Source organism: Samsonia erythrinae (genome assembly GCF_004342665.1).
In the GTDB taxonomy this organism is placed as follows: Bacteria; Pseudomonadota; Gammaproteobacteria; order Enterobacterales; family Enterobacteriaceae; genus Samsonia; species Samsonia erythrinae.
Window position 1 is genome coordinate 95012 of the sequence record NZ_SMBY01000004.1, and the last position, 19814, is coordinate 114825.

Below are 19814 nucleotides of genomic sequence, written 5' to 3' on the forward strand. Positions count from 1 at the left end.
CTGCGGGTCAACGCGATGCGTTGCTCAAAACCGTTCCGGTTTTGTCGAACCTTGGTCGAAGGTTCTCACCTTCCCCTGATGGGAATCTGATGCGATAGCGTTGGAGTTTTGTGCGAGAGTAGGTCGTGAAATGGTGGTGGGGGAAGGATAATTCGGTGCTGCGCACCTCACCCTGCGGGTCAACGCGATGCGTTGCTCAAAACCGTTCCGGTTTTGTCGAACCTTGGTCGAAGGTTCTCACCTTCCCCTGATGGGAATCTGATGCGATGGCGTTGGAGTTTTGTGCGAGAGTAGGTCGTGAAATGGTGGTGGGGGAAGGATTCGAACCTTCGAAGTCTGTGACGGCAGATTTACAGTCTGCTCCCTTTGGCCGCTCGGGAACCCCACCACTGGCCTTGCTGCAAGAGGCTTACGCCTCAAGCGGAGCGCATCATATCAAATGACGCGCTCCTGTAAAGCCGGATAGACTAAAAATGAAAGCGTTTGCCGTTTTTTTATTCCGTTCGGTGCATCCTTATACAAAAGATGACCGTTCAACAGAATTACAGAATAATGGTACGGTTACCATAAACAAAAACACGCTGCGCCAGCACGCGGTACAGCGCACGGCTCAACACATTTTTCTCGACGTCGCGACCGGCACGCATCATGTCATCCGCCGAGTAGGTATGGTCGACGTGAATCACGTCCTGCATGATGATGGGACCTTCGTCCAGATTATCGTTGACGTAGTGGGCTGTCGCGCCAATGATCTTGACGCCGCGTTCGTAAGCCTGATGGTACGGGCGAGCGCCGATAAAGGCCGGAAGGAACGAGTGGTGGATGTTGATAACCTGATTCGGATAGTGCTGTACAAACGCGGGCGTCAGCACGCGCATATATTTCGCCAGCACGACGTAATCCGGTTTGTATTGATCGATCTGCGCGATCATCTGCTGATCGTGCTCTTCACGAGTCAGCCCTTCGTGGCTGACCAAATGGAATGGAATATCAAACCGTTCAACCAGCGTTTGCAGTGTGTCATGGTTGCCAATAACGGCGGCGATCTCGACATCCAGTCCGCCATAGGCGCTTTTCATTAATAGATCGCCCAGACAGTGGGCCTCTTTGGTAACCAGAATAACGATACGGCGTCGACCCGCGGTCGTGAGTTCTCGCGAAGAACCTTCGGGCAGCGCGCTATCCAGATCGGCCAGCAGCGTGGTGTCGTTGAAAATGCCTTCCAACTCGGTCCGCATGAAAAAACGTCCGGTGCGGTGATCGACGAACTCATTGTTTTGCACAATGTTCAGTTCGTGCTTATAACAAATATTGGTAATTTTCGCGATGAGCCCTTTCGCATCAGGGCAGATGGTGCGTAACACTTTTCTTTGTATATTCTGGGATTGCATGAGCGCGTGGATCCTGTCCAAAAACTGAAATAACGATCTTAGGGTAACGCAGCGGTAAAGCCGCTGTGGGCGACTGCCTGTGTTCTATTGGCCGCAACACTTTTTGTATTTTTTGCCGGAACCGCACGGGCAAGGTTCATTTCTGCCCGTCTGCACATGAACGCCATCCATATAGTACCAGCGATTATCCTCGCGAAGGAAGCGAGAGCGTTCCCGCATGAGTTCTGTTCGCTGACAGCCGTCTTCCGCAAGGTAACGCGCGGCGAATTCCACATAACCTTCATCGGGCGTTTTCCCGGGGGAGGTGGCCAGTATAGTCAGACCAAGCCAATGTGAGCGCTGACAACTTTCGGCAATCTCGCTTCGCCACTTTTCCGGTTGAAGATTTGGGTGCCAGGTGTCGATAAGGTAATTGATATCGTGTTTGACATAGGCCGTGTAACGTGAACGCATCAAGAGAACGGGTTCGGCCGCGGTTGATGCGTGAGTGAGGTATGACTGACAGCATGCGTTATACTGCAATCCGCTGCCGCAGGGGCAAGATTCTGACACAATGTCTCCTGAAGATAATTAAGATAAAAACTGATAGATAAGAATCAGATCCCTCTTCAGTATGCCGATATGTTACCTAAGAAACTCAGCGTGTAGCAATGTGCGCTAAAATGAATGCGGGTGGTCTAGCATGCAACGGAAAAAAATTGGCGTAGCGTTGGGGTCCGGCGCTGCGAAAGGATGGGCGCACATTGGTGTACTCAATGCATTGAAAGATTTGGGCATAAACATTGATGTGGTGGCCGGCTGTTCTATCGGTTCGCTGGTTGGCGCGGCGTATGCCACAAACAATTTATCAATCATGGAGCGCTGGGTTCGGGGATTTGGCTATTGGGATGTCATCCGATTGATGGATCTCTCCTGGCGGCGCGGCAGTTTGCTACGCGGCGATCGCGTATTTAATAGCATAAAGCATTTGTTACGTACAACGAAAATTGAAGACTGTGCTATCAAATACGGCGTGGTGGCGACAAACCTCAGTACAGGCCGTGAACTCTGGTTAACGGAAGGCGATCTGCATCAGGCCATGCGCGCGTCTTGCAGCATGCCCGGTTTATTGTCTCCCGTGAGGTTCAATGGTTACTGGCTGGTGGATGGCGCGGTGGTTAATCCGGTTCCTGTTTCTCTGGCGCGGGCGCTGGGTGCAGACAGGGTGATCGCTGTCGATTTGCAGCATGACGCCAGCCTTAATCATCAGGGGTTTTTATCCGTCAAACCCACAGCGGCAACAATGGATGTGAAAAATGCGCCGCAAGACTGGCACAGCAAAATTCGGGCGCGCTTGCTGAGAGGGCGGCGTCAGCCGACCGAAAGCTTGCCAAGGGCGATGGAAATCATGAGTACATCGATCCAGATTCTGGAGAATCGATTAAAAATGACCCGAATGGCGGGCGATCCGCCCGACGTGTTGCTGCAACCACGCTGCCCTCAAATTGCCACGTTAGATTTTCATCGGGCGCAGGAAGCGATTGAGGCGGGCTATCAAGCCGTCGAAAAAATGCGTGATGAATTATTGATGTTGGTGGAAGAAGCGCGGTGAATGTGCCGGTTTTCCGGCAGTTTGGCGCAACGAAGAGGCGATGATTCGGTGTTTGAAGTAAGAGGTAGGGATGGAACAACCATTAGCGGGTAAGCATATTCTGGTCATTGATGATGAGGCCGTTTTCCGGTCCGTGCTCGCTGGTTATCTGGCCTCTCTTGGCGCGTTGATTCAGGAAGCGGCGAATGGATTGGAGGCGTTGACTATCCTTGAAGGTTATCAGCCCGACTTAATCATTTGCGACCTGAAGATGCCGACGATGGACGGAATGGAATTCCTTGAACGTCTGCGCCAGAAAGACAGTGATACGCCGATTCTTGTGATTTCGGCGACCAGTCAGATGGCGGACATCGCCAAAGCGTTGCGGCTCGGCGTGCAGGACGTCTTGCTTAAACCGATTCGCGACTACACGCGCTTACGCGAAGCCGTCATGTCCTGTCTGTATCCCGATATGTTCACCTCACAGCTTAATGAGGTGGAGCAATTGATGCAGGATATGGATTCCCTTAATCAGTCTTCTGAAGCGGTCAACAAACTGTTAGCCCAGCTACAGCCGCCAGTACAGCAGACACTGGCACACTGCCGCGTTCATTATCGTCAGCTCACCGCTGCGGATGTCCCAGGACTGGTATTGGATACCGCCGCGCTATCGGATAAAGAATTGGCATTCTACTGTCTTGACGTCACTCAGGCCGGCAATAACAACGGAACGCTGGCAGCGTTACTGCTTCGCACGTTGTTCAATGGGTTGCTTCAGGAGCATCTGGCTAACCAGCAACATCGTTTACCGTATTTGCCGACGTTATTAACTCAGGTAAATCAACTGCTGCGACAGGCAAGTTTGGAGGGCCGTTTCCCGCTGCTGGTAGGGTATTACCATCGGCCATTGAGACAGCTTATTCTGATTTCCGCCGGGCTAAATGCGACGCTTAACGTTAATGAACAACAGATCGCGCTGAATAGCGGAGTCCCTTTGGGAACGTTAGAAGGTGCTTATCTCAACCAGTTAAATTACCAGTGCGATGCATGGCAATGCCAGATATGGGGCGTGGGGGGGCGTTTGCGACTTATGTTGGCGACAGAATAAGCTGGCACCACTGTGGTGGCCGGTTTTGGCAAATACTCATCTCTCGTTATTATTTTCATTCCCTGCGATGTAGGGAATTTTCTTATTTTTATTGAGCGCTAACGTTGGGACAAGCGTGTACTTGTTAAAGTAGTTATACTCCTTCGGTTATCCAGATTAGATAAATAAAGTTCATTATTTGAACGTTATATAAGAGGCTGTTTATGTCTATTGTGAATAAAAAAGTAAAAAAAGCGGTTATTCCGGTTGCAGGGTTAGGAACGCGTATGCTGCCTGCCACTAAGGCTATTCCTAAAGAAATGCTGCCGTTGGTAGATAAGCCGCTTATCCAATATGTCGTTAATGAGTGTATTGCGGCAGGGATTAATGAAATTATTCTGGTGACACACTCCTCCAAGAATTCTATCGAAAACCATTTCGACACCAGTTTTGAACTGGAAGCGATGCTGGAAAAACGCGTTAAGCGCCAGTTGTTGGAAGAAGTGCAATCTATTTGCCCGAAACACGTGACTATTATGCAGGTTCGACAGGGGTTGGCAAAAGGGCTGGGCCATGCCGTATTGTGTGCTCATCCATTAGTGGGTGATGAGCCCGTTGCCGTTATTTTGCCCGACGTGATCATTGATGAATATCAGTCCGATCTGGCGAAAGATAACCTGAGTGAAATGTTACAGCGCTTTTCCACTACGGGTCATAGCCAGATTATGGTCGAGCCCGTTGAAAATGTAAGTAGTTACGGCGTGGTGGATTGCAAAGGTGTGGAATTAAAAGCGGGGGATAGCGCACCGATGGTCGGCGTGGTTGAAAAACCCAAGGCTTCTGAGGCGCCATCTAATTTGGCGGTCGTCGGCCGCTATGTCCTCTCGGCTGATATTTGGTCTCTGTTGGAAAAAACGCCGCCAGGCGCAGGTAATGAAATTCAGCTAACCGACGCTATCGCTATGCTGATGGAAAAAGAAACGGTAGAAGCTTATCACCTGAAAGGGGTGAGTCATGACTGTGGTAACAAATTAGGATACATGCAGGCGTTTGTAGAGTATGGCCTGCGTCATGATGGTTTAGGCCAGGATTTTGCGAAATGGTTGCAAGACGTGATTGAAGACGATGAGAAATAACTGATGCCAGCGCTTCCCTCTGTTTCGAGAAATGGAGGGAAGAAGAGAGGGGATATAGAATTTCTCTTCCGGTAAACGTTTTGCAAAGAAAAAGCCCCGATGACTATCGGGGCTTTTTACATGTCGCGCGTATAAATAATTACAGCAGGAAATCGTCTAAAGACTTACCTTGCTCTTCGATCGCTTTTTTGATTACAGCAGGTGTACGGCCCTGACCAGTCCAGGTTTTGACTTCACCGTTTTCATCAGTATATTGATATTTAGCAGGGCGGGCAGCGCGTTTGCTTTTACCTGCGACTTTCAATGAACCAGAAGACTGTAATAATTCGTTAGGATCGATACCATCAGCAATTAGCATATCGCGGTATTGTTGCAATTTACGCGCACGTTCTTCAACTTCTGCCTGAGCCTGGCTTTCTTCTTCGCGGCGTTCATTAACCACGACTTCCAGTTTCTCCAGCATTTCTTCCAATGTATCCAGGCTGCATTCTCTCGCTTGGGCACGAAGAGTACGGATGTTGTTAAGAATTTTTAGTGCTTCGCTCATATGATAATCTCAAATTAATATTATTGGTGGCGTGTAGTGTGATAATAGAGTGCTATTTTCTTTTCTGCAATAGTCAAATTTGTAAGTTTGTTAAAAAACATCATTTTTAAAACAGATATCACGTCGTATGTTACATAAATATAAATACTTTCCGCTTATGAAAAAATACATTTTCTGGCTGTTTTTCTGCATCAACATGCCGTGCTTGTTGGCTTATTGATACGATATCGCCGTTTAAGAAATGTTTATATTTTTTATCCGATGGGCCATCCGTTAAGGCTTCTTAAGCAAGAGGTGGTCGGATAATAGGCCATTGCGAAGTCCGAAGACGCATTGTTACAATAAGTTTTAACGGCATGAAGATCATATAGCGAGCTTTTTGGAGTAGTCAGGTGGCCCAACTTTATTTTTATTATTCTGCAATGAACGCAGGAAAATCAACGGCGCTATTGCAGTCGTCATATAACTATCAGGAACGCGGAATGCGCACGTTGGTGTTCACCGCAGAAATAGATAATCGGCATGGCGTGGGCATCGTCAGTTCACGGATTGGCCTTTCTTCCCCGGCATTATTGTTTAATCCCCAGACATCTTTATTTGGGCTGCTGGAGAAAGAACACCGTGCGCAACCCGTAGACTGTGTATTAATTGACGAATGCCAATTTTTAACTCGCGAGCAGGTCAGTGAGCTTTCCGATGTTGTCGACCAATTAGATATCCCGGTGCTCTGTTATGGGCTACGCACCGATTTCCGCGGCGAATTATTTTCCGGTAGTCACTATTTACTGGCGTGGGCAGATAAGCTCATTGAGTTAAAAACCGTCTGTCATTGTGGTCGTAAGGCCAACTGCGTATTGCGTTTAGATGCGCAGGGAAATCCCGTTCATGAAGGCAAGCAGGTCGTTATTGGCGGCAATGAGAGCTATGTTTCCGTATGTCGTAAGCATTATAAGATTGCGCTGGGATTAACCCGAAAGGAAAGCGAATAAGGCACCGGCCTTTAACGCGCAATGGCGCTGTGAATCCGGCGGAATGCGACAATAAAAATGCCCAGCCATTAACGGGCTGGGCATTGTCATGCAAGAAACCGCCCCGGTTTTGCGGCGGTTTCAGGGGTGTGATTAATGTGCGGCTTTCTTACTGGTTTTGGCCGCTTTTGTCACGGGTTCAACCGCTTCCTCTGCTTCGGAGAATTTACGTCCATAGTACGTATCCATGAGAATTTGCTTCAACTCGGAAATCAGCGGATAGCGCGGGTTAGCGCCGGTACACTGGTCATCAAACGCGTCTTCAGAGAGTTTGTCCACCTTAGCCAGGAAGTCGGCTTCCTGTACGCCTGCTTCGCGAATAGACGTCGGGATACCCAGCTCTGTTTTTATTTCTTCCAGCCAGTTTAACAACTTCTCGATTTTCTGTGCGGTACGATCGCCTGGCGCGCTTAGACGCAGGTGATCGGCGACTTCCGCATAGCGGCGACGTGCCTGAGGACGGTCATACTGGCTGAACGTTGTTTGCTTCGTCGGGTTGTCGTTTGCGTTGTAGCGAATGACATTGGCGATTAGCATCGCATTTGCCAGACCATGCGGAATATGGAATTCCGACCCCAGTTTGTGAGCCATAGAGTGGCAAACGCCGAGGAAGGCGTTGGCAAACGCGATACCGGCGATAGTCGCCGCGTTATGTACACGCTCACGGGCCACCGGATTTTTCGCCCCGTCACGATAACTGTCTGGCAGATTCTCTTTCAGGAGTTTCAGCGCCTGTAACGCCTGACCATCGGAGTATTCATTCGCCAGAACCGAAACATAGGCCTCCAGCGCGTGTGTCACGGCATCCAGACCGCCGAATGCACACAGGGATTTCGGCATGTTCATGACCAGATTGGCATCAACAACCGCCATGTCCGGCGTGAGCGCATAATCCGCTAATGGATATTTCTGCCCGGTCGCATCGTCAGTCACCACGGCGAACGGCGTCACTTCAGAACCTGTGCCGGATGTGGTGGTGATCGCCACCATTTTGGCCTTAACCCCCATTTTCGGGAACTTGTAGATACGTTTACGGATATCCATAAAGCGCAGCGCCAGTTCTTCGAAGTGTGTGTCGGGGTGTTCATACATTACCCACATGATTTTCGCCGCATCCATTGGAGAACCGCCGCCCAGAGCAATAATCACGTCCGGTTTGAAGGAGTTCATTTGCTCCGCGCCCTTACGCACGATGCTCAGCGTCGGGTCGGCTTCAACTTCAAAGAAGACTTCGGTTTCCAATCCGTGCTGTTTCAGGACGGTACTGACCTGGTCGACGTAGCCATTGTTGAATAAGAACCGGTCGGTGACGATAAATGCACGTTTTGCGCCATCGCTGGCAACTTCTTCAAGCGCAAGCGGCAGTGAACCGCGACGGAAATAAATGGATTTGGGAAGTTTATGCCACAACATATTTTCTGCTCGCTTGGCTACCGTTTTCTTGTTGATCAGGTGCTTCGGACCGACGTTCTCGGAGATGGAGTTGCCTCCCCAGGAACCGCAGCCCAGCGTCAGAGATGGAGCGAGTTTGAAATTATAGAGATCGCCGATACCACCCTGAGACGCTGGGGTATTAATCAGGATCCGCGCTGTTTTCATCATATGACCAAAATGGTTCACGCGTTCTTGTTGGTTATCCTGATCGGTATACAGGCAGGATGTATGGCCAATTCCCCCCATCGCCACCAGTTTTTCTGCTTTGGTGACGGCATCGTTGAAATCTTTCGCGCGGTACATCGCCAGCGTCGGCGACAGTTTTTCGTGGGCAAAGGGTTCGGTATCATCCACAACCGTCACTTCGCCAATCAGAACTTTAGTATTCGCAGGGACGGTAATGCCCGCCATTTCTGCGATTTTTGGCGCCGGTTGTCCGACGATATCCGCATTCAACGCGCCATTTTTCAACAGAATGTTCTGTACGGCGTGGAGATCTTTACCTTTCAGCATGTAGCCGCCGTGGGTGGAGAAACGCTCACGCACGGCGTCATAAACGCTGTCGACGACGATGACCGACTGCTCTGACGCACAAATAACGCCATTATCAAAGGTTTTCGACATCAGAATAGAGGCAACGGCCCGTTTAATATCCGCCGTTTCATCAATCACCACCGGCGTGTTGCCCGCGCCTACGCCGATGGCCGGTTTACCGGAACTGTAAGCGGCTTTCACCATTCCCGGCCCACCGGTCGCCAGAATCAGGTTGATATCCGGATGGTGCATCAATTGGTTGGACAGCTCGACGGAAGGTTGGTCGATCCAGCCGATGATATCTTTTGGCGCGCCTGCTGCGATCGCCGCTTGCAGAACAATGTCTGCGGCTTTGTTGGTCGCATTTTTCGCACGTGGGTGCGGCGAGAAAATGATCCCGTTGCGAGTTTTTAAGCTGATCAGCGCTTTAAAAATGGCGGTAGAGGTGGGGTTGGTGGTGGGGACGATACCGCAAATCAGGCCAACAGGCTCGGCAATGGTGATGGTGCCGAAAGTATCATCAACAGACAGAACACCACAGGTTTTTTCATCCTGATAAGCGTTATAAATGTATTCGGATGCGAAGTGGTTTTTGATGACCTTATCTTCGACGATCCCCATGCCGGACTCGGCAACCGCCATTTTCGCCAGCGGAATGCGTGCATCCGATGCGGCAAGCGCAGCTGCACGGAAGATCTTGTCCACCTGTTCCTGAGAGTAGGTGGCAAATTCCTGCTGTGCCTTTTTTACCCTTTCGACCAGTGCGTTAAGTTCAGCGACATTGGTTACGGCCATAATGCTCTCCTGATAAATGTTAAACTCTTTCAGTCAATTTCTTTTTTTATCAGCCGGTTATGAATGGAATGTGGGGGACGTTGCCACTTACTATCCATTTCAGACTGTCACTTTTAAGTTAATTGACTCAAAGAGCTTGTTTTGTCGTCCTTACGATGAATTTCGACTTTTTAAAATACTGTAACCATCTATAACATAAATTCATGAAATATTGTTTTGATGAACCACCAAAAATAAGAGAATTTATTTTTATCAAGATTTAGATGAAGAATACCTATTTATGGGGATTTTTTTTGTGATCAATGTCGTGGTTTTGTCATGCTGACACCATTCAGCAACGTGTTAATGATAATCAATATCAATTCTTCGTATGCCAATGTTGTCGTGAAGCGTGGTCTTTGAATGTGTGTTGTGGAGGGATTGGGGCCAACGCCAACGACGAATGCGCCTGATTGTATAAATTATTCTTATATTTTTAGCATGGTAATTATTTAATGCGCTATCTCTCATCAAAAAGTAGCCCGTGGCTATCGCACGGGGATTAGCGATTTATTTGTTAAATTAATAACATTTTAATTCAATGATGGTGCGGTTAAGTCATCATTTTTTCTATAAAATGTGATAAAGAATGCGGTGTTTTTTGTTTTATATCGACAAGTTTTTAAAATTTAAAAAATCGTTATAAGAAAAATGCCTTTATACCCATTTTTCATCGCGTTATTCGTTTCTTGTTTTTGGTGCAATGGGGACGAGTCTCGCAGTCTGAAAGAAATTTAAGCAACATCAATGTAAAAATATTGGCGGATACGTCCACTTTTGATAATTTCGAATTTCTCCCCGGCGTTTGTTATTCATTTATAAATTAATCTTATGATTTTCATGACTAAAGGGGAGTCTTGCTGCGCGATGTGGTGGCGTTCCCACCCATAGTGTGCGGTACGGCGTGATCTCAAGACGGGGCGTGAATAAATGAAAACTCGTAAAACAGGCAGGGGCGTTGCCACCAGTATGATCGCCACTATCGTGGTGGCGTCATGCGTGAGTGCCCAGGCGGCAAATGTGCCCGCCGGTGTTGAACTGGCAAAAGAGCAGATACTGGTGAGAAACAACGGGGCAGAGGTGTCATCTCTGGATCCTCATAAAATTGAAGGCGTGCCGGAATCGAATATTGCCCGCGATCTGTATGAAGGATTGGTGATTTCCGATCCCGCTGGACATCCCGTTCCCGGCGTGGCGGAACGTTGGGAAAGCGATGATTTTAAGGTTTGGACGTTCCATCTGCGTAAAGATGCCCGCTGGTCAAATGGCGCCCCGGTTACGGCGCAGGATTTCGTTTTCAGTTGGCGGCGTTTGGCCGATCCGAAAACCGTTTCGCCTTATGCCAGCTATTTGCAGTATGCTCATCTGACCAACATCGATGACATTATCGCGGGTAAGAAATCGCCGGATACACTGGGCGTGAAGGCGCTCGACGACCATACGTTGCAAGTCACGTTAAGCGAACCGATCCCTTACTTTTATAAGTTACTGATTCATTCGTCGATGTCCCCGGTAAATAAAGCGACGGTGGAGCAGTTTGGCGACAAATGGACGCGGCCGGAAAACTGGGTAGGGAATGGCGCTTACCGCCTTAAATCCTGGGTCGTGAATGAGAGAATCGTGCTGGAGCGCAATCCCGAATACTGGGATAACGCCAAGACCGTGATTAATCAGGTTACCTATCTGCCCATTTCTTCAGAAGTCACCGACGTGAACCGTTATCGTGCCGGTGAGATTGACGTGACGAATAATAAATTGCCTATTGAGCTTTTTCAGAAATTAAAGAAGGAAATTCCGCAAGAAGTTAACGTTAATCCCTATCTCTGTACCTATTATTATGAAATGAATAATCAGAAACCGCCGTTTAACGATGTGCGGGTACGCACCGCATTGCGTATGGGGCTCGATCAGGAAATATTGACCAATAAAGTCAAGAATCAGGGCGATATTCCCGCCTATGGTTACGTGCCTCCTTTTACGGATGGTCTGAAAACACAGACGCCGGAGTGGTTCACCTGGTCACAGGCGAAACGCAATGAAGAGGCGAAAAAACTGCTGGCGGAAGCGGGGTATACCGCTCAGAAACCGCTGGCGTTTAATTTACTCTACAACTCATCCGATCTGCATAAAAAGCTGGCGATCGCCGCGGCATCGATCTGGAAGCAGAATCTGGGTGTCAACGTGAATCTGGAAAATCAGGAATGGAAAACCTATCTTAGTACCCGCCATGAGGGGAATTATGATGTCGCGCGTGCCGGATGGTGCGCAGACTATAACGAACCGACGGCGTTCCTGAACAGTATGCTGTCAGACAGCAGCAACAATACGGCGCATTATAAGAGTGCCGACTTCGACAAGCTGATGGCGCAGGCCGTTCAGGCGAAAACGGACGAAGAGCGTGCACAGATTTATCAACAGGCGGAATCACGGCTGGATAAGGATGCAGCTATCGTTCCGGTCTACTATTACGTGAATGTCCGGCTGGTTAAACCTTATGTCGGCGGCATCACCGGTAAAGACCCGTTGGATAATTTACGGGTAAAAGATCTCTATATTATTAAGCAGTAAACTACGGCGCTGACATTGACGGTTTAATGAAAATAGCGTGAGCAAATAGCGATGAATGTGGCGTTTAACCTCTCTGACTCATTCCCACACTGGTGAATGGGTCGTGAGTCGATCCTACTTATCGCCTTCTCACCAAACAATAAATCAGTCATCGTTCGGGAAAAATGAGAACCACAACATCACGAGGGAAAATAATGACACACATCACAACGAAAAAAAGAGTCGCGGTCGCGATTGTCGCGGCGCTGAGTAGCAGCATTGCCGTTTCTGCCTTTGCCGCAAACGTGCCTGCGGGCGTTCAGTTAGCAGAAAAACAGGAGCTGGTGCGCAACAACGGCGCAGAAGTGTCCTCCCTCGATCCGCATAAAGTTGAAGGGGTGCCGGAATCCAACGTATTACGCGATCTGTTGGAAGGGCTGGTCATTTCCGACGCCAATGGTAAAACCGTGCCCGGCGTAGCGGAAAGCTGGGATAACAAAGATTTTAAAGTGTGGACATTCCACCTGCGTAAAGACGCCAAATGGTCCAATGGCGAGCCGGTGACCGCACAGGATTTCGTGTATAGCTGGCAGCGTCTGGCCGATCCGAAAACCGCGTCGCCGTACGCCAGCTATCTGCAATATGGCCATCTGCTGAACATTGATGACATCATCGCGGGTAAAAAATCCCCGGACACGCTGGGTGTCAAAGCGCTGGACGAGCATACCCTGGAGGTGACGCTCTCTGAAGCGGTGCCTTATTTCTACAAACTGCCGGTTTACGCCGCGTTGTCCCCGGTGAATAAAGCCACTATCGAAAAATTCGGTGAGAAGTGGACGCTGCCGCAAAACTGGGTTGGCAATGGCGCATATAAACCCAAAGAATGGATCGTGAATGAAAAAATCGTACTGGCGCGTAACCCGCAGTATTGGGACAACGCCCATACGGTGATTAATCAGGTAACGTATTTGCCGATAGCCTCTGAGGTGACGGACGTTAACCGCTATCGCAGCGGTGAAATTGATATGACGTACAACAACCTGCCAATCGAACTGTTCCAAAAGCTGAAGAAAGAAATCCCGGATGAAGTGAAAGTCAATCCGTACCTGTGCACCTACTATTACGAAATCAATAATCAGAAGCCGCCGTTTAATGATGTGCGGGTGCGTACCGCGCTGCGTCTGGGGTTGAGTCAGGATATCCTGACGAATAAGGTGAAAAATCAGGGCGATGTTCCTGCCTATGGGTTTGTCCCACCCTATATTGATGGTTTCAAGGCGCAGACGCCGGAGTGGTTCACCTGGCCACAGGCTAAACGTAATGAAGAGGCGAAGAAGCTGCTGGCAGAGGCGGGCTATACCGCGGAAAAACCGTTGACGCTGAGCCTGCTGTATAACACCTCCGATCTGCATAAGAAAATCGCAATCGCCGCCTCGTCAATCTGGAAACAGAATATCGGCGTGGACGTGAAACTGGAAAACCAGGAGTGGAAAACCTTCCTCAGTTCCCGCCATCAGGGGAGTTATGATATTGCGCGCGCTTCATGGTGCGCGGACTATAACGAACCTTCAACCTTCCTGAACAGCATGCTGTCAAACAGCAGCAGTAACACCTCACACTATAAGAGCAAAACGTTTGATGCGCTGGTCGCGAAGTCCTTACAGGTGAAAACCGACCAAGAACGCGCGGAAATTTATCAGCAGGCCGAAGCCTTGCTGGACAAAGACGCGGTCATCGCCCCGGTTTACTACTATGCGAATACCCGGTTGGTGAAACCTTATGTGGGGGGATTAACGGGCAAAGATCCGCAGGATAATGTCTACGTAAAAGATCTTTATATCATTAAGCATTAATCATATTGGCTGGCAGCACGTGTGTGCTGCCCGTCTTTTATAGGTACGGGCAATGTTAAAATTTATTCTTCGCCGCTGCTTAGAGGCGATACCGACGCTGTTTATCCTGATCACCCTCTCGTTTTTTATGATGCGACTGGCACCCGGCAGCCCTTTTACCGGCGAGCGTAATCTGCCGCCGGAAGTGATGGCGAACATTGAGGCCAAGTATCATCTGAACGATCCCATTCTGAAACAGTACGGTAATTATTTACTGCAATTGGTGCAGGGCGATTTCGGTCCTTCATTTAAATACAAAGACTATTCCGTGAACGATTTAGTTGCGACTTCTTTCCCCGTTTCGGCAAAGCTGGGGGCCGCGGCATTCATTCTGGCGATTGTTTTTGGCGTGAGCGCCGGTGTGATCGCGGCGCTGAATCAGAATACGAAATGGGATTATACCGTGATGGGGTTTGCCATGACGGGGGTGGTGATCCCCAGCTTTGTGGTGGCGCCGCTGTTGGTGCTGATTTTCGCCATCATGTTGCGTTGGCTGCCCGCCGGTGGCTGGAATGGCGGGGCGCCGAAGTACATGATTTTACCCATGGTGGCGTTGTCTTTGTCTTATATCGCCAGTATTGCGCGTATTACCCGGGGATCCATGATTGAGGTTCTGCACGCTAACTTTATTCGTACCGCGCGAGCCAAAGGTCTGCCGATGCGCCGTATTGTTCTGCGCCATGCGTTAAAGCCCGCGCTGCTGCCCGTGCTTTCTTATATGGGACCGGCATTTGTCGGGATTATTACGGGTTCAATGGTGATCGAAACGATTTTCGGTTTACCCGGTATCGGGCAGCTGTTTGTGAATGGCGCGCTCAACCGTGATTATTCGCTGGTATTGAGCCTGACCATCCTGGTTGGCGGCTTAACCATTTTATTCAATGCGATCATTGACGTGCTCTACGCAGTTATCGATCCGAAAATTCGCTATTGAGTGGAGGCGCTATGTTTTGGCATCGAAAAAACGCTGAGGCGTTAGAGAATTTCACCGGGCAGGCTGAGGTTGAGGGACGCAGCCTGTGGCAGGATGCGCGTCTGCGCTTTATTCATAACCGCGCGGCGCTGGCCAGCCTGTTTGTGCTGGCATTGATTACCGTATTTGTCATTTTCGCGCCGATGTTGTCTGAATTCGACTACGCCGATACGGATTGGGGCATGATGTCTGCCGCGCCGGACGTGGCGTCGGGACACTATTTCGGGACGGATTCCTCAGGGCGCGATCTGCTGGTTCGCGTTGCTATCGGCGGGCGAGTCTCGCTGATGGTGGGGGTTGCCGCCGCGCTGGTGGCCGTGATCGTCGGCACGTTGTACGGGGCGATGTCTGGCTATCTGGGCGGGAAAGTGGATTCGGTGATGATGCGTCTGCTGGAGATCCTCAACTCATTCCCGTTCATGTTCTTCGTCATTTTGCTGGTGACGTTCTTCGGGCAGAACATGTTGCTGATCTTCGTGGCTATCGGCATGGTGTCCTGGCTGGATATGGCGCGTATCGTGCGCGGACAAACGCTGAGCCTGAAACGTAAAGAGTTCATTGAAGCGGCGCTGGTTTCCGGTGTTTCCACGCGCGGAATTGTGCTGCGCCATGTTGTTCCTAACGTGCTGGGTGTGGTGGTGGTGTATGCCTCGCTGCTGGTGCCGAGTATGATCCTGTTTGAATCCTTCCTGAGCTTTCTGGGGCTGGGAACGCAGGAGCCACTGAGCAGTTGGGGCGCATTATTGAACGATGGGGCAAACTCAATGGAAGTCTCGCCGTGGCTACTGTTCTTTCCTGCGGCGTTTCTGGTCGTTACGCTGTTTTGTTTTAATTTTATCGGCGACGGCCTGCGTGATGCCCTCGACCCGAAAGACCGCTGAGGAGCATTAACATGAGCACGATTGATCTAGCAGGCGCGCATGACGCGCTGCTGCATGTTCAGGATCTGCGGGTGACGTTCAAAACGCAGGATGGCGACGTGACGGCGGTTAACGACCTGAACTTCACGCTTGATGCGGGTGAAACGCTGGGGATTGTCGGCGAGTCAGGTTCCGGTAAATCACAAACTGCGTTCGCGCTGATGGGGCTGCTGGCCGCCAATGGCCGTATCGGCGGCTCCGCCCGTTTTCGTGGCAAAGAAATTCTTAACCTGCCCGAAAGCCAGTTGAATAAACTGCGCGCGGAAGAGATCAGCATGATATTTCAGGATCCGATGACCTCGCTGAACCCCTACATGCGCGTCGGCGAGCAACTGATGGAAGTGCTGATGTTGCACAAACACATGAGTAAAAGCGAGGCGTTTGAAGAATCGGTCAGGATGCTGGACGCGGTAAAAATGCCGGAAGCGCGCAAACGCATGAAGATGTTTCCGCATGAATTTTCCGGCGGGATGCGTCAACGCGTCATGATCGCGATGGCGTTGCTGTGTCGGCCAAAGCTGCTGATTGCCGATGAACCTACCACGGCGCTCGATGTTACGGTTCAGGCGCAGATTATGACGTTGCTCAATGACCTGAAACGGGAATTCAACACCGCCATTATTATGATTACGCACGATTTGGGCGTGGTCGCCGGCATTTGTGACAAGGTGCTGGTGATGTACGCCGGACGCACCATGGAATACGGCGCCGCGCGCGATGTTTTTTATCATCCGAGCCACCCGTATTCCGTCGGCCTGCTTCATGCCGTGCCGCGTCTGGATGTGGAAAATGAGGTTCTGGCGACAATCCCCGGCAATCCGCCTAATTTATTGCATTTGCCGAAAGGATGTCCGTTCCAACCGCGCTGTCCGTTTTCAATGGATATCTGCCATAGCACCCCCGCGCTGGCGCCTTTTGGTGATGGCCGCTTGCGCGCCTGCTTTAGAACGATTGAGGAGGTGGTATGAATAACGCGGACGAAAAAAAGGTGTTGTTAGAGGTGGACGATCTCAAAGTCCATTTTGACATCAGAGAAGATAAGCAGTGGTTCTGGCAGCCGCCGAAAAAACTGAAAGCGGTCGATGGTGTCACGCTGCGCTTATATGAAGGCGAAACACTGGGCGTGGTGGGGGAGTCCGGCTGCGGTAAGTCAACACTGGCGCGGGCTATTATCGGGCTGGTAAAAGCGACGGCTGGACGGGTGACCTGGCTGGGGAAAGACCTGCTGGGCATGAGCGAGGATCAATGGCGCGCCGCGCGCAGTGATATTCAGATGATATTTCAGGATCCGCTGGCATCACTGAATCCACGGATGACCATTGGCGACATTATTGCCGAACCGTTAAAGGTCTATCATCCTGAACTCGACCGCCAAACGGTGAAAGACCGCGTGAAAGCGATGATGATGAAGGTTGGGCTGTTGCCGAACCTGATTAACCGTTATCCCCACGAGTTTTCGGGGGGGCAATGCCAGCGCATCGGTATTGCCCGCGCACTGATTCTGGAGCCGAAACTGATTATCTGTGATGAGCCGGTTTCGGCGCTGGATGTGTCGATTCAGGCGCAGGTGGTCAATTTATTGCGCCAGTTACAGCGTGAAATGCAGCTGTCATTGATTTTCATCGCCCACGATCTGTCGGTGGTGAAGCATATCTCCGATCGCGTGCTGGTGATGTATCTGGGCCATGCGGTCGAACTTGGCACGTACGATCAGGTCTATCAAAACCCTCTGCACCCCTATACCCGCGCGCTGATGTCGGCCGTGCCGATTCCCGATCCCGATCTGGAACGCGACAAGCAGATACAACTGCTGGAAGGGGATTTGCCCTCTCCGATCAATCCGCCGTCAGGCTGCGTATTCTGCACGCGTTGCCCGATTGCCGGTCCGGAGTGCTCAAAAGTCCGCCCCTTGCTGGAAGGGAGCTTTACGCATGCGGTGTCGTGTCTGAAGGTCGATCCACTGGCGCTGTTGCCGGCGGTGGAAGCCGAAGCCCAGTAATACGCGTTATCGGCGACGGATGTAAAAGGCGTCCCCTGCGGGGGACGCCTTGCGTTCAGGCGAAAGCCGTTATTCTTTCCACAGAATGTGGCAAATTTTGTGGTCTTTTTCCCGGCAAATCAGTACGCGGGCAAAGATATCGGTAATTTCTTCACCTTCATGTTCGGCCAGCCCAATCACGACTTCCGCGAAGAAATCAGGATTCAGGTCGAAATCGACGTGTTCCGCCCAGTCTTCCGCCGGATCGTAGAGCTCGGCGCCGCCGCGCTCTTCAAATTGCAGGTTAAAGAGCAAAATATCCGCCGGATCGAGATTATCGGCGGCAAGCTCCAAAAAGATGTCGTAAGCCTGTTCCAACGTTTCGTCTTCTGTCAGGCGATGATTCAAATCCATAAAACGATTCCTGTTCATTCCCAATAGCCTTATTAGAACATGGGAACATGTGTATTTATAGCAGGGGACTGAAAAAGTAGAACAGCCGCTCAACGATGCGTTGCCAGTAAGGCCGGTTTTGCCACTGCGTCGCGTTTAACAAACGCGAGCGGGCGATGTAGTCTTCCTGCACGCAGGCTAAATCGCTGCCGAACCCGGCATCATCGATCACCAGCGTAATTTCAAAATTCAGCCACAGACTACGCATATCCAAATTTACGGTGCCGATCAGGCTAAGCTGCCCGTCGACCAGTACGCTTTTGGTATGCAGCAGCCCGTCTGTGAATTGATAAATTTTTACGCCAGCGGCGAGCAGCTCGGTGAAGAACGCGCGACTGGCCCAACCCACCAGTACGGAGTCGTTTTTGTGCGGCACGATGATACTGACATCAACGCCACGCTGCGCGGCGGTACAGATGGCATGCAACAGGTCGTCGCTGGGCACGAAGTAGGGGGTCGTCATGATCAACTGTTTACGTGCCGAGTACACGGCAGTCAGCAGCGCCTGATGAATCATCTCTTCGGGATAGCCTGGGCCGGAAGCGATAACCTGAATGGTGTGGCCACTTTCCTGTTCGAACGGCATAACGTTAACATCCGGCGGGGGCGGAAGCAGTCGCTTACCGGTTTCCATCTCCCAGTCGCAACAGTAAATAATCCCTAATGTGGTGGCAGCCGGACCTTCTATCCGCGCCATCAGGTCAACCCATTGCCCGACGCCGGCATCTTGCTTGAAAAGACGTGGATCGACCATATTCATACTGCCGGTATAGGCAATACGGCTGTCGATCAGAATAATTTTACGATGTTGCCGCAGATCCATCCGGCGCAGGAAGGCTCGGAACAGGTTTACTTTCAGCGCTTCGACCACCTCAATCCCGGCGGTGCGCATTAACTCCGGGTAGTGTTGACGGAAAAATTGTACGCTGCCGGCGGAATCCAGCAGAATGCGGCAATGGACGCCGCGTCGCGCCGCAGCAATCAGGGACGAGGTGACCTGCTCGACCAGCCCGCCGGTCTGCCAGATGTAGAACACCATTTCGATGTTGCTGCGCGCGAGTCCGATGTCGCGTAACAGCGCCTTGATGGTGTCGTCAAACGTGGTCATTAATTGTAACTGGTTGCCTTTGACGCCGCCGATACCTTGCCGCCGTTCACAAAGCTGGAATAGCGCGCTGGCGACTTCGCTGTTTTCCGTGGCGAAAATGCGGCGATATTCCTTCAGTTCGCGCAGCCATTTGGCCGTTGATGGCCACATTTTACTGGCATGCTCAGCGCGTCGCTTACCGAGATGGAGTTCGCCAAACGACAGATAAGCGACAATACCGACAAGTGGCAGAATATAAATCACCAGCAGCCAGGCCATCGCCGAAGGCACCGCTCGGCGCTTCATCAGAATACGCAAAGTCACGCCCGCGATCAGCAGCCAGTAGCTAAAAACCAGTAACCAACTTATTACGGTATAAAATGTCGACATAAAGACAGCACGG

General features: G+C 50.7%; 16 protein-coding genes, 1 tRNA gene and 1 other RNA gene. 10 read left to right on the forward strand and 8 right to left on the reverse strand.

Annotated features, from left to right (window positions below):
• Window positions 1-131: 131 nt before the first annotated feature.
• The 4 genes from EDC54_RS08950 to EDC54_RS08965 form a co-directional block, all read right to left on the reverse strand.
• Window positions 132-261: non-coding RNA, RtT sRNA (locus EDC54_RS08950), on the reverse strand.
• Between the two features lie 42 nt (window positions 262-303).
• A tRNA-Tyr gene (locus EDC54_RS08955) sits at window positions 304-388 on the reverse strand.
• Window positions 389-542: 154 nt separating this feature from the next.
• A complete protein-coding gene (purU, locus tag EDC54_RS08960) occupies window positions 543-1391 on the reverse strand; it encodes a formyltetrahydrofolate deformylase (protein WP_132455331.1) in 849 nt (282 codons plus the stop codon).
• Between the two features lie 84 nt (window positions 1392-1475).
• Window positions 1476-1943: a YchJ family protein gene (locus EDC54_RS08965; RefSeq protein ID WP_132455333.1), complete on the reverse strand. Its 468-nt coding sequence runs from the start codon at window positions 1941-1943 to the stop codon at window positions 1476-1478.
• A gap of 130 nt (window positions 1944-2073) precedes the next feature.
• Here EDC54_RS08965 and rssA point away from each other — a divergent pair, with 130 nt between their 5' ends.
• From rssA to galU, 3 genes are all read left to right on the forward strand, one after another.
• Window positions 2074-2982, forward strand: a complete 909-nt coding sequence (gene rssA, locus EDC54_RS08970; protein WP_132455335.1) for a patatin-like phospholipase RssA — start codon at window positions 2074-2076, stop codon at window positions 2980-2982.
• Between the two features lie 70 nt (window positions 2983-3052).
• Entirely contained in the window at window positions 3053-4069 is a 1017-nt protein-coding gene (gene rssB, locus EDC54_RS08975) for a two-component system response regulator RssB (protein WP_132455337.1), read from the forward strand.
• Window positions 4070-4272: 203 nt separating this feature from the next.
• Window positions 4273-5184 carry a UTP--glucose-1-phosphate uridylyltransferase GalU gene (galU, locus tag EDC54_RS08980; RefSeq protein WP_132455339.1) on the forward strand — a complete coding sequence of 304 codons (912 nt, stop codon included), beginning with the start codon at window positions 4273-4275 and terminating at the stop codon, window positions 5182-5184.
• A gap of 139 nt (window positions 5185-5323) precedes the next feature.
• On the opposite strand, the gene hns is transcribed toward galU, so the two are convergent.
• Window positions 5324-5731 (reverse strand): histone-like nucleoid-structuring protein H-NS, encoded by a 408-nt coding sequence (gene hns / locus EDC54_RS08985; protein ID WP_132455341.1) that lies wholly within the window; start codon window positions 5729-5731, stop codon window positions 5324-5326.
• A gap of 392 nt (window positions 5732-6123) precedes the next feature.
• Here hns and EDC54_RS08990 point away from each other — a divergent pair, with 392 nt between their 5' ends.
• Window positions 6124-6720, forward strand: a complete 597-nt coding sequence (locus EDC54_RS08990) for a thymidine kinase (protein WP_132455343.1) — start codon at window positions 6124-6126, stop codon at window positions 6718-6720.
• Between the two features lie 132 nt (window positions 6721-6852).
• Here the strand turns inward: EDC54_RS08990 and adhE are convergent, their stop codons facing one another.
• Window positions 6853-9522, reverse strand: coding sequence for a bifunctional acetaldehyde-CoA/alcohol dehydrogenase (adhE, locus tag EDC54_RS08995; RefSeq protein ID WP_132455345.1), 2670 nt, complete (start codon window positions 9520-9522; stop codon window positions 6853-6855).
• Window positions 9523-10491: 969 nt separating this feature from the next.
• Between adhE and oppA (EDC54_RS09000) the strand changes: the two genes are divergently transcribed.
• From oppA (EDC54_RS09000) to oppF, 6 genes are all read left to right on the forward strand, one after another.
• Window positions 10492-12129, forward strand: a complete 1638-nt coding sequence (gene oppA / locus EDC54_RS09000) for an oligopeptide ABC transporter substrate-binding protein OppA (RefSeq protein ID WP_132455347.1) — start codon at window positions 10492-10494, stop codon at window positions 12127-12129.
• A gap of 194 nt (window positions 12130-12323) precedes the next feature.
• Window positions 12324-13961: an oligopeptide ABC transporter substrate-binding protein OppA gene (gene oppA, locus EDC54_RS09005; RefSeq protein WP_132455349.1), complete on the forward strand. Its 1638-nt coding sequence runs from the start codon at window positions 12324-12326 to the stop codon at window positions 13959-13961.
• Between the two features lie 52 nt (window positions 13962-14013).
• On the forward strand, window positions 14014-14934 hold the full coding sequence (gene oppB / locus EDC54_RS09010) for an oligopeptide ABC transporter permease OppB (protein WP_132455351.1): 921 nt from the start codon (window positions 14014-14016) through the stop codon (window positions 14932-14934).
• Between the two features lie 11 nt (window positions 14935-14945).
• The gene (gene oppC, locus EDC54_RS09015; protein ID WP_132455353.1) at window positions 14946-15854 is read left to right on the forward strand and encodes an oligopeptide ABC transporter permease OppC; all 909 of its coding nucleotides are present in this window, start codon (window positions 14946-14948) and stop codon (window positions 15852-15854) included.
• 11 nt (window positions 15855-15865) lie between these two features.
• Window positions 15866-16861 carry an ABC transporter ATP-binding protein gene (gene oppD, locus EDC54_RS09020; protein ID WP_132455355.1) on the forward strand — a complete coding sequence of 332 codons (996 nt, stop codon included), beginning with the start codon at window positions 15866-15868 and terminating at the stop codon, window positions 16859-16861.
• Complete coding sequence (gene oppF / locus EDC54_RS09025) at window positions 16858-17892, forward strand: murein tripeptide/oligopeptide ABC transporter ATP binding protein OppF (protein WP_132455357.1); 1035 nt, start codon at window positions 16858-16860, stop codon at window positions 17890-17892. Before oppD ends, oppF begins: the two co-directional genes overlap by 4 nt.
• 69 nt (window positions 17893-17961) lie before the next feature.
• Here the strand turns inward: oppF and EDC54_RS09030 are convergent, their stop codons facing one another.
• Entirely contained in the window at window positions 17962-18285 is a 324-nt protein-coding gene (locus EDC54_RS09030; protein WP_132455359.1) for an HI1450 family dsDNA-mimic protein, read from the reverse strand.
• A gap of 55 nt (window positions 18286-18340) precedes the next feature.
• A complete protein-coding gene (cls, locus tag EDC54_RS09035; RefSeq protein ID WP_132455361.1) occupies window positions 18341-19801 on the reverse strand; it encodes a cardiolipin synthase in 1461 nt (486 codons plus the stop codon).
• Between the last annotated feature and the right edge of the window lie 13 nt (window positions 19802-19814).

Bases quoted from the DNA above. Each gene is read 5' to 3' on its own strand.
- oppC (WP_132455353.1), top strand. From the start codon at position 14,946: ATGTTTTGGCATCGAAAAAACGCTGAGGCGTTAGAGAATTTCACCGGG.
- galU (WP_132455339.1), top strand. From the start codon at position 4,273: ATGTCTATTGTGAATAAAAAAGTAAAAAAAGCGGTTATTCCGGTTGCA.
- rssB (WP_132455337.1), top strand. From the start codon at position 3,053: ATGGAACAACCATTAGCGGGTAAGCATATTCTGGTCATTGATGATGAG.
- adhE (WP_132455345.1), bottom strand. From the start codon at position 9,522: ATGGCCGTAACCAATGTCGCTGAACTTAACGCACTGGTCGAAAGGGTA.
- EDC54_RS09030 (WP_132455359.1), bottom strand. From the start codon at position 18,285: ATGGATTTGAATCATCGCCTGACAGAAGACGAAACGTTGGAACAGGCT.
- rssA (WP_132455335.1), top strand. From the start codon at position 2,074: ATGCAACGGAAAAAAATTGGCGTAGCGTTGGGGTCCGGCGCTGCGAAA.
- oppA (WP_132455347.1), top strand. From the start codon at position 10,492: ATGAAAACTCGTAAAACAGGCAGGGGCGTTGCCACCAGTATGATCGCC.
- oppB (WP_132455351.1), top strand. From the start codon at position 14,014: ATGTTAAAATTTATTCTTCGCCGCTGCTTAGAGGCGATACCGACGCTG.
- oppF (WP_132455357.1), top strand. From the start codon at position 16,858: ATGAATAACGCGGACGAAAAAAAGGTGTTGTTAGAGGTGGACGATCTC.
- oppD (WP_132455355.1), top strand. From the start codon at position 15,866: ATGAGCACGATTGATCTAGCAGGCGCGCATGACGCGCTGCTGCATGTT.
- oppA (WP_132455349.1), top strand. From the start codon at position 12,324: ATGACACACATCACAACGAAAAAAAGAGTCGCGGTCGCGATTGTCGCG.
- hns (WP_132455341.1), bottom strand. From the start codon at position 5,731: ATGAGCGAAGCACTAAAAATTCTTAACAACATCCGTACTCTTCGTGCC.
- purU (WP_132455331.1), bottom strand. From the start codon at position 1,391: ATGCAATCCCAGAATATACAAAGAAAAGTGTTACGCACCATCTGCCCT.
- cls (WP_132455361.1), bottom strand. From the start codon at position 19,801: ATGTCGACATTTTATACCGTAATAAGTTGGTTACTGGTTTTTAGCTAC.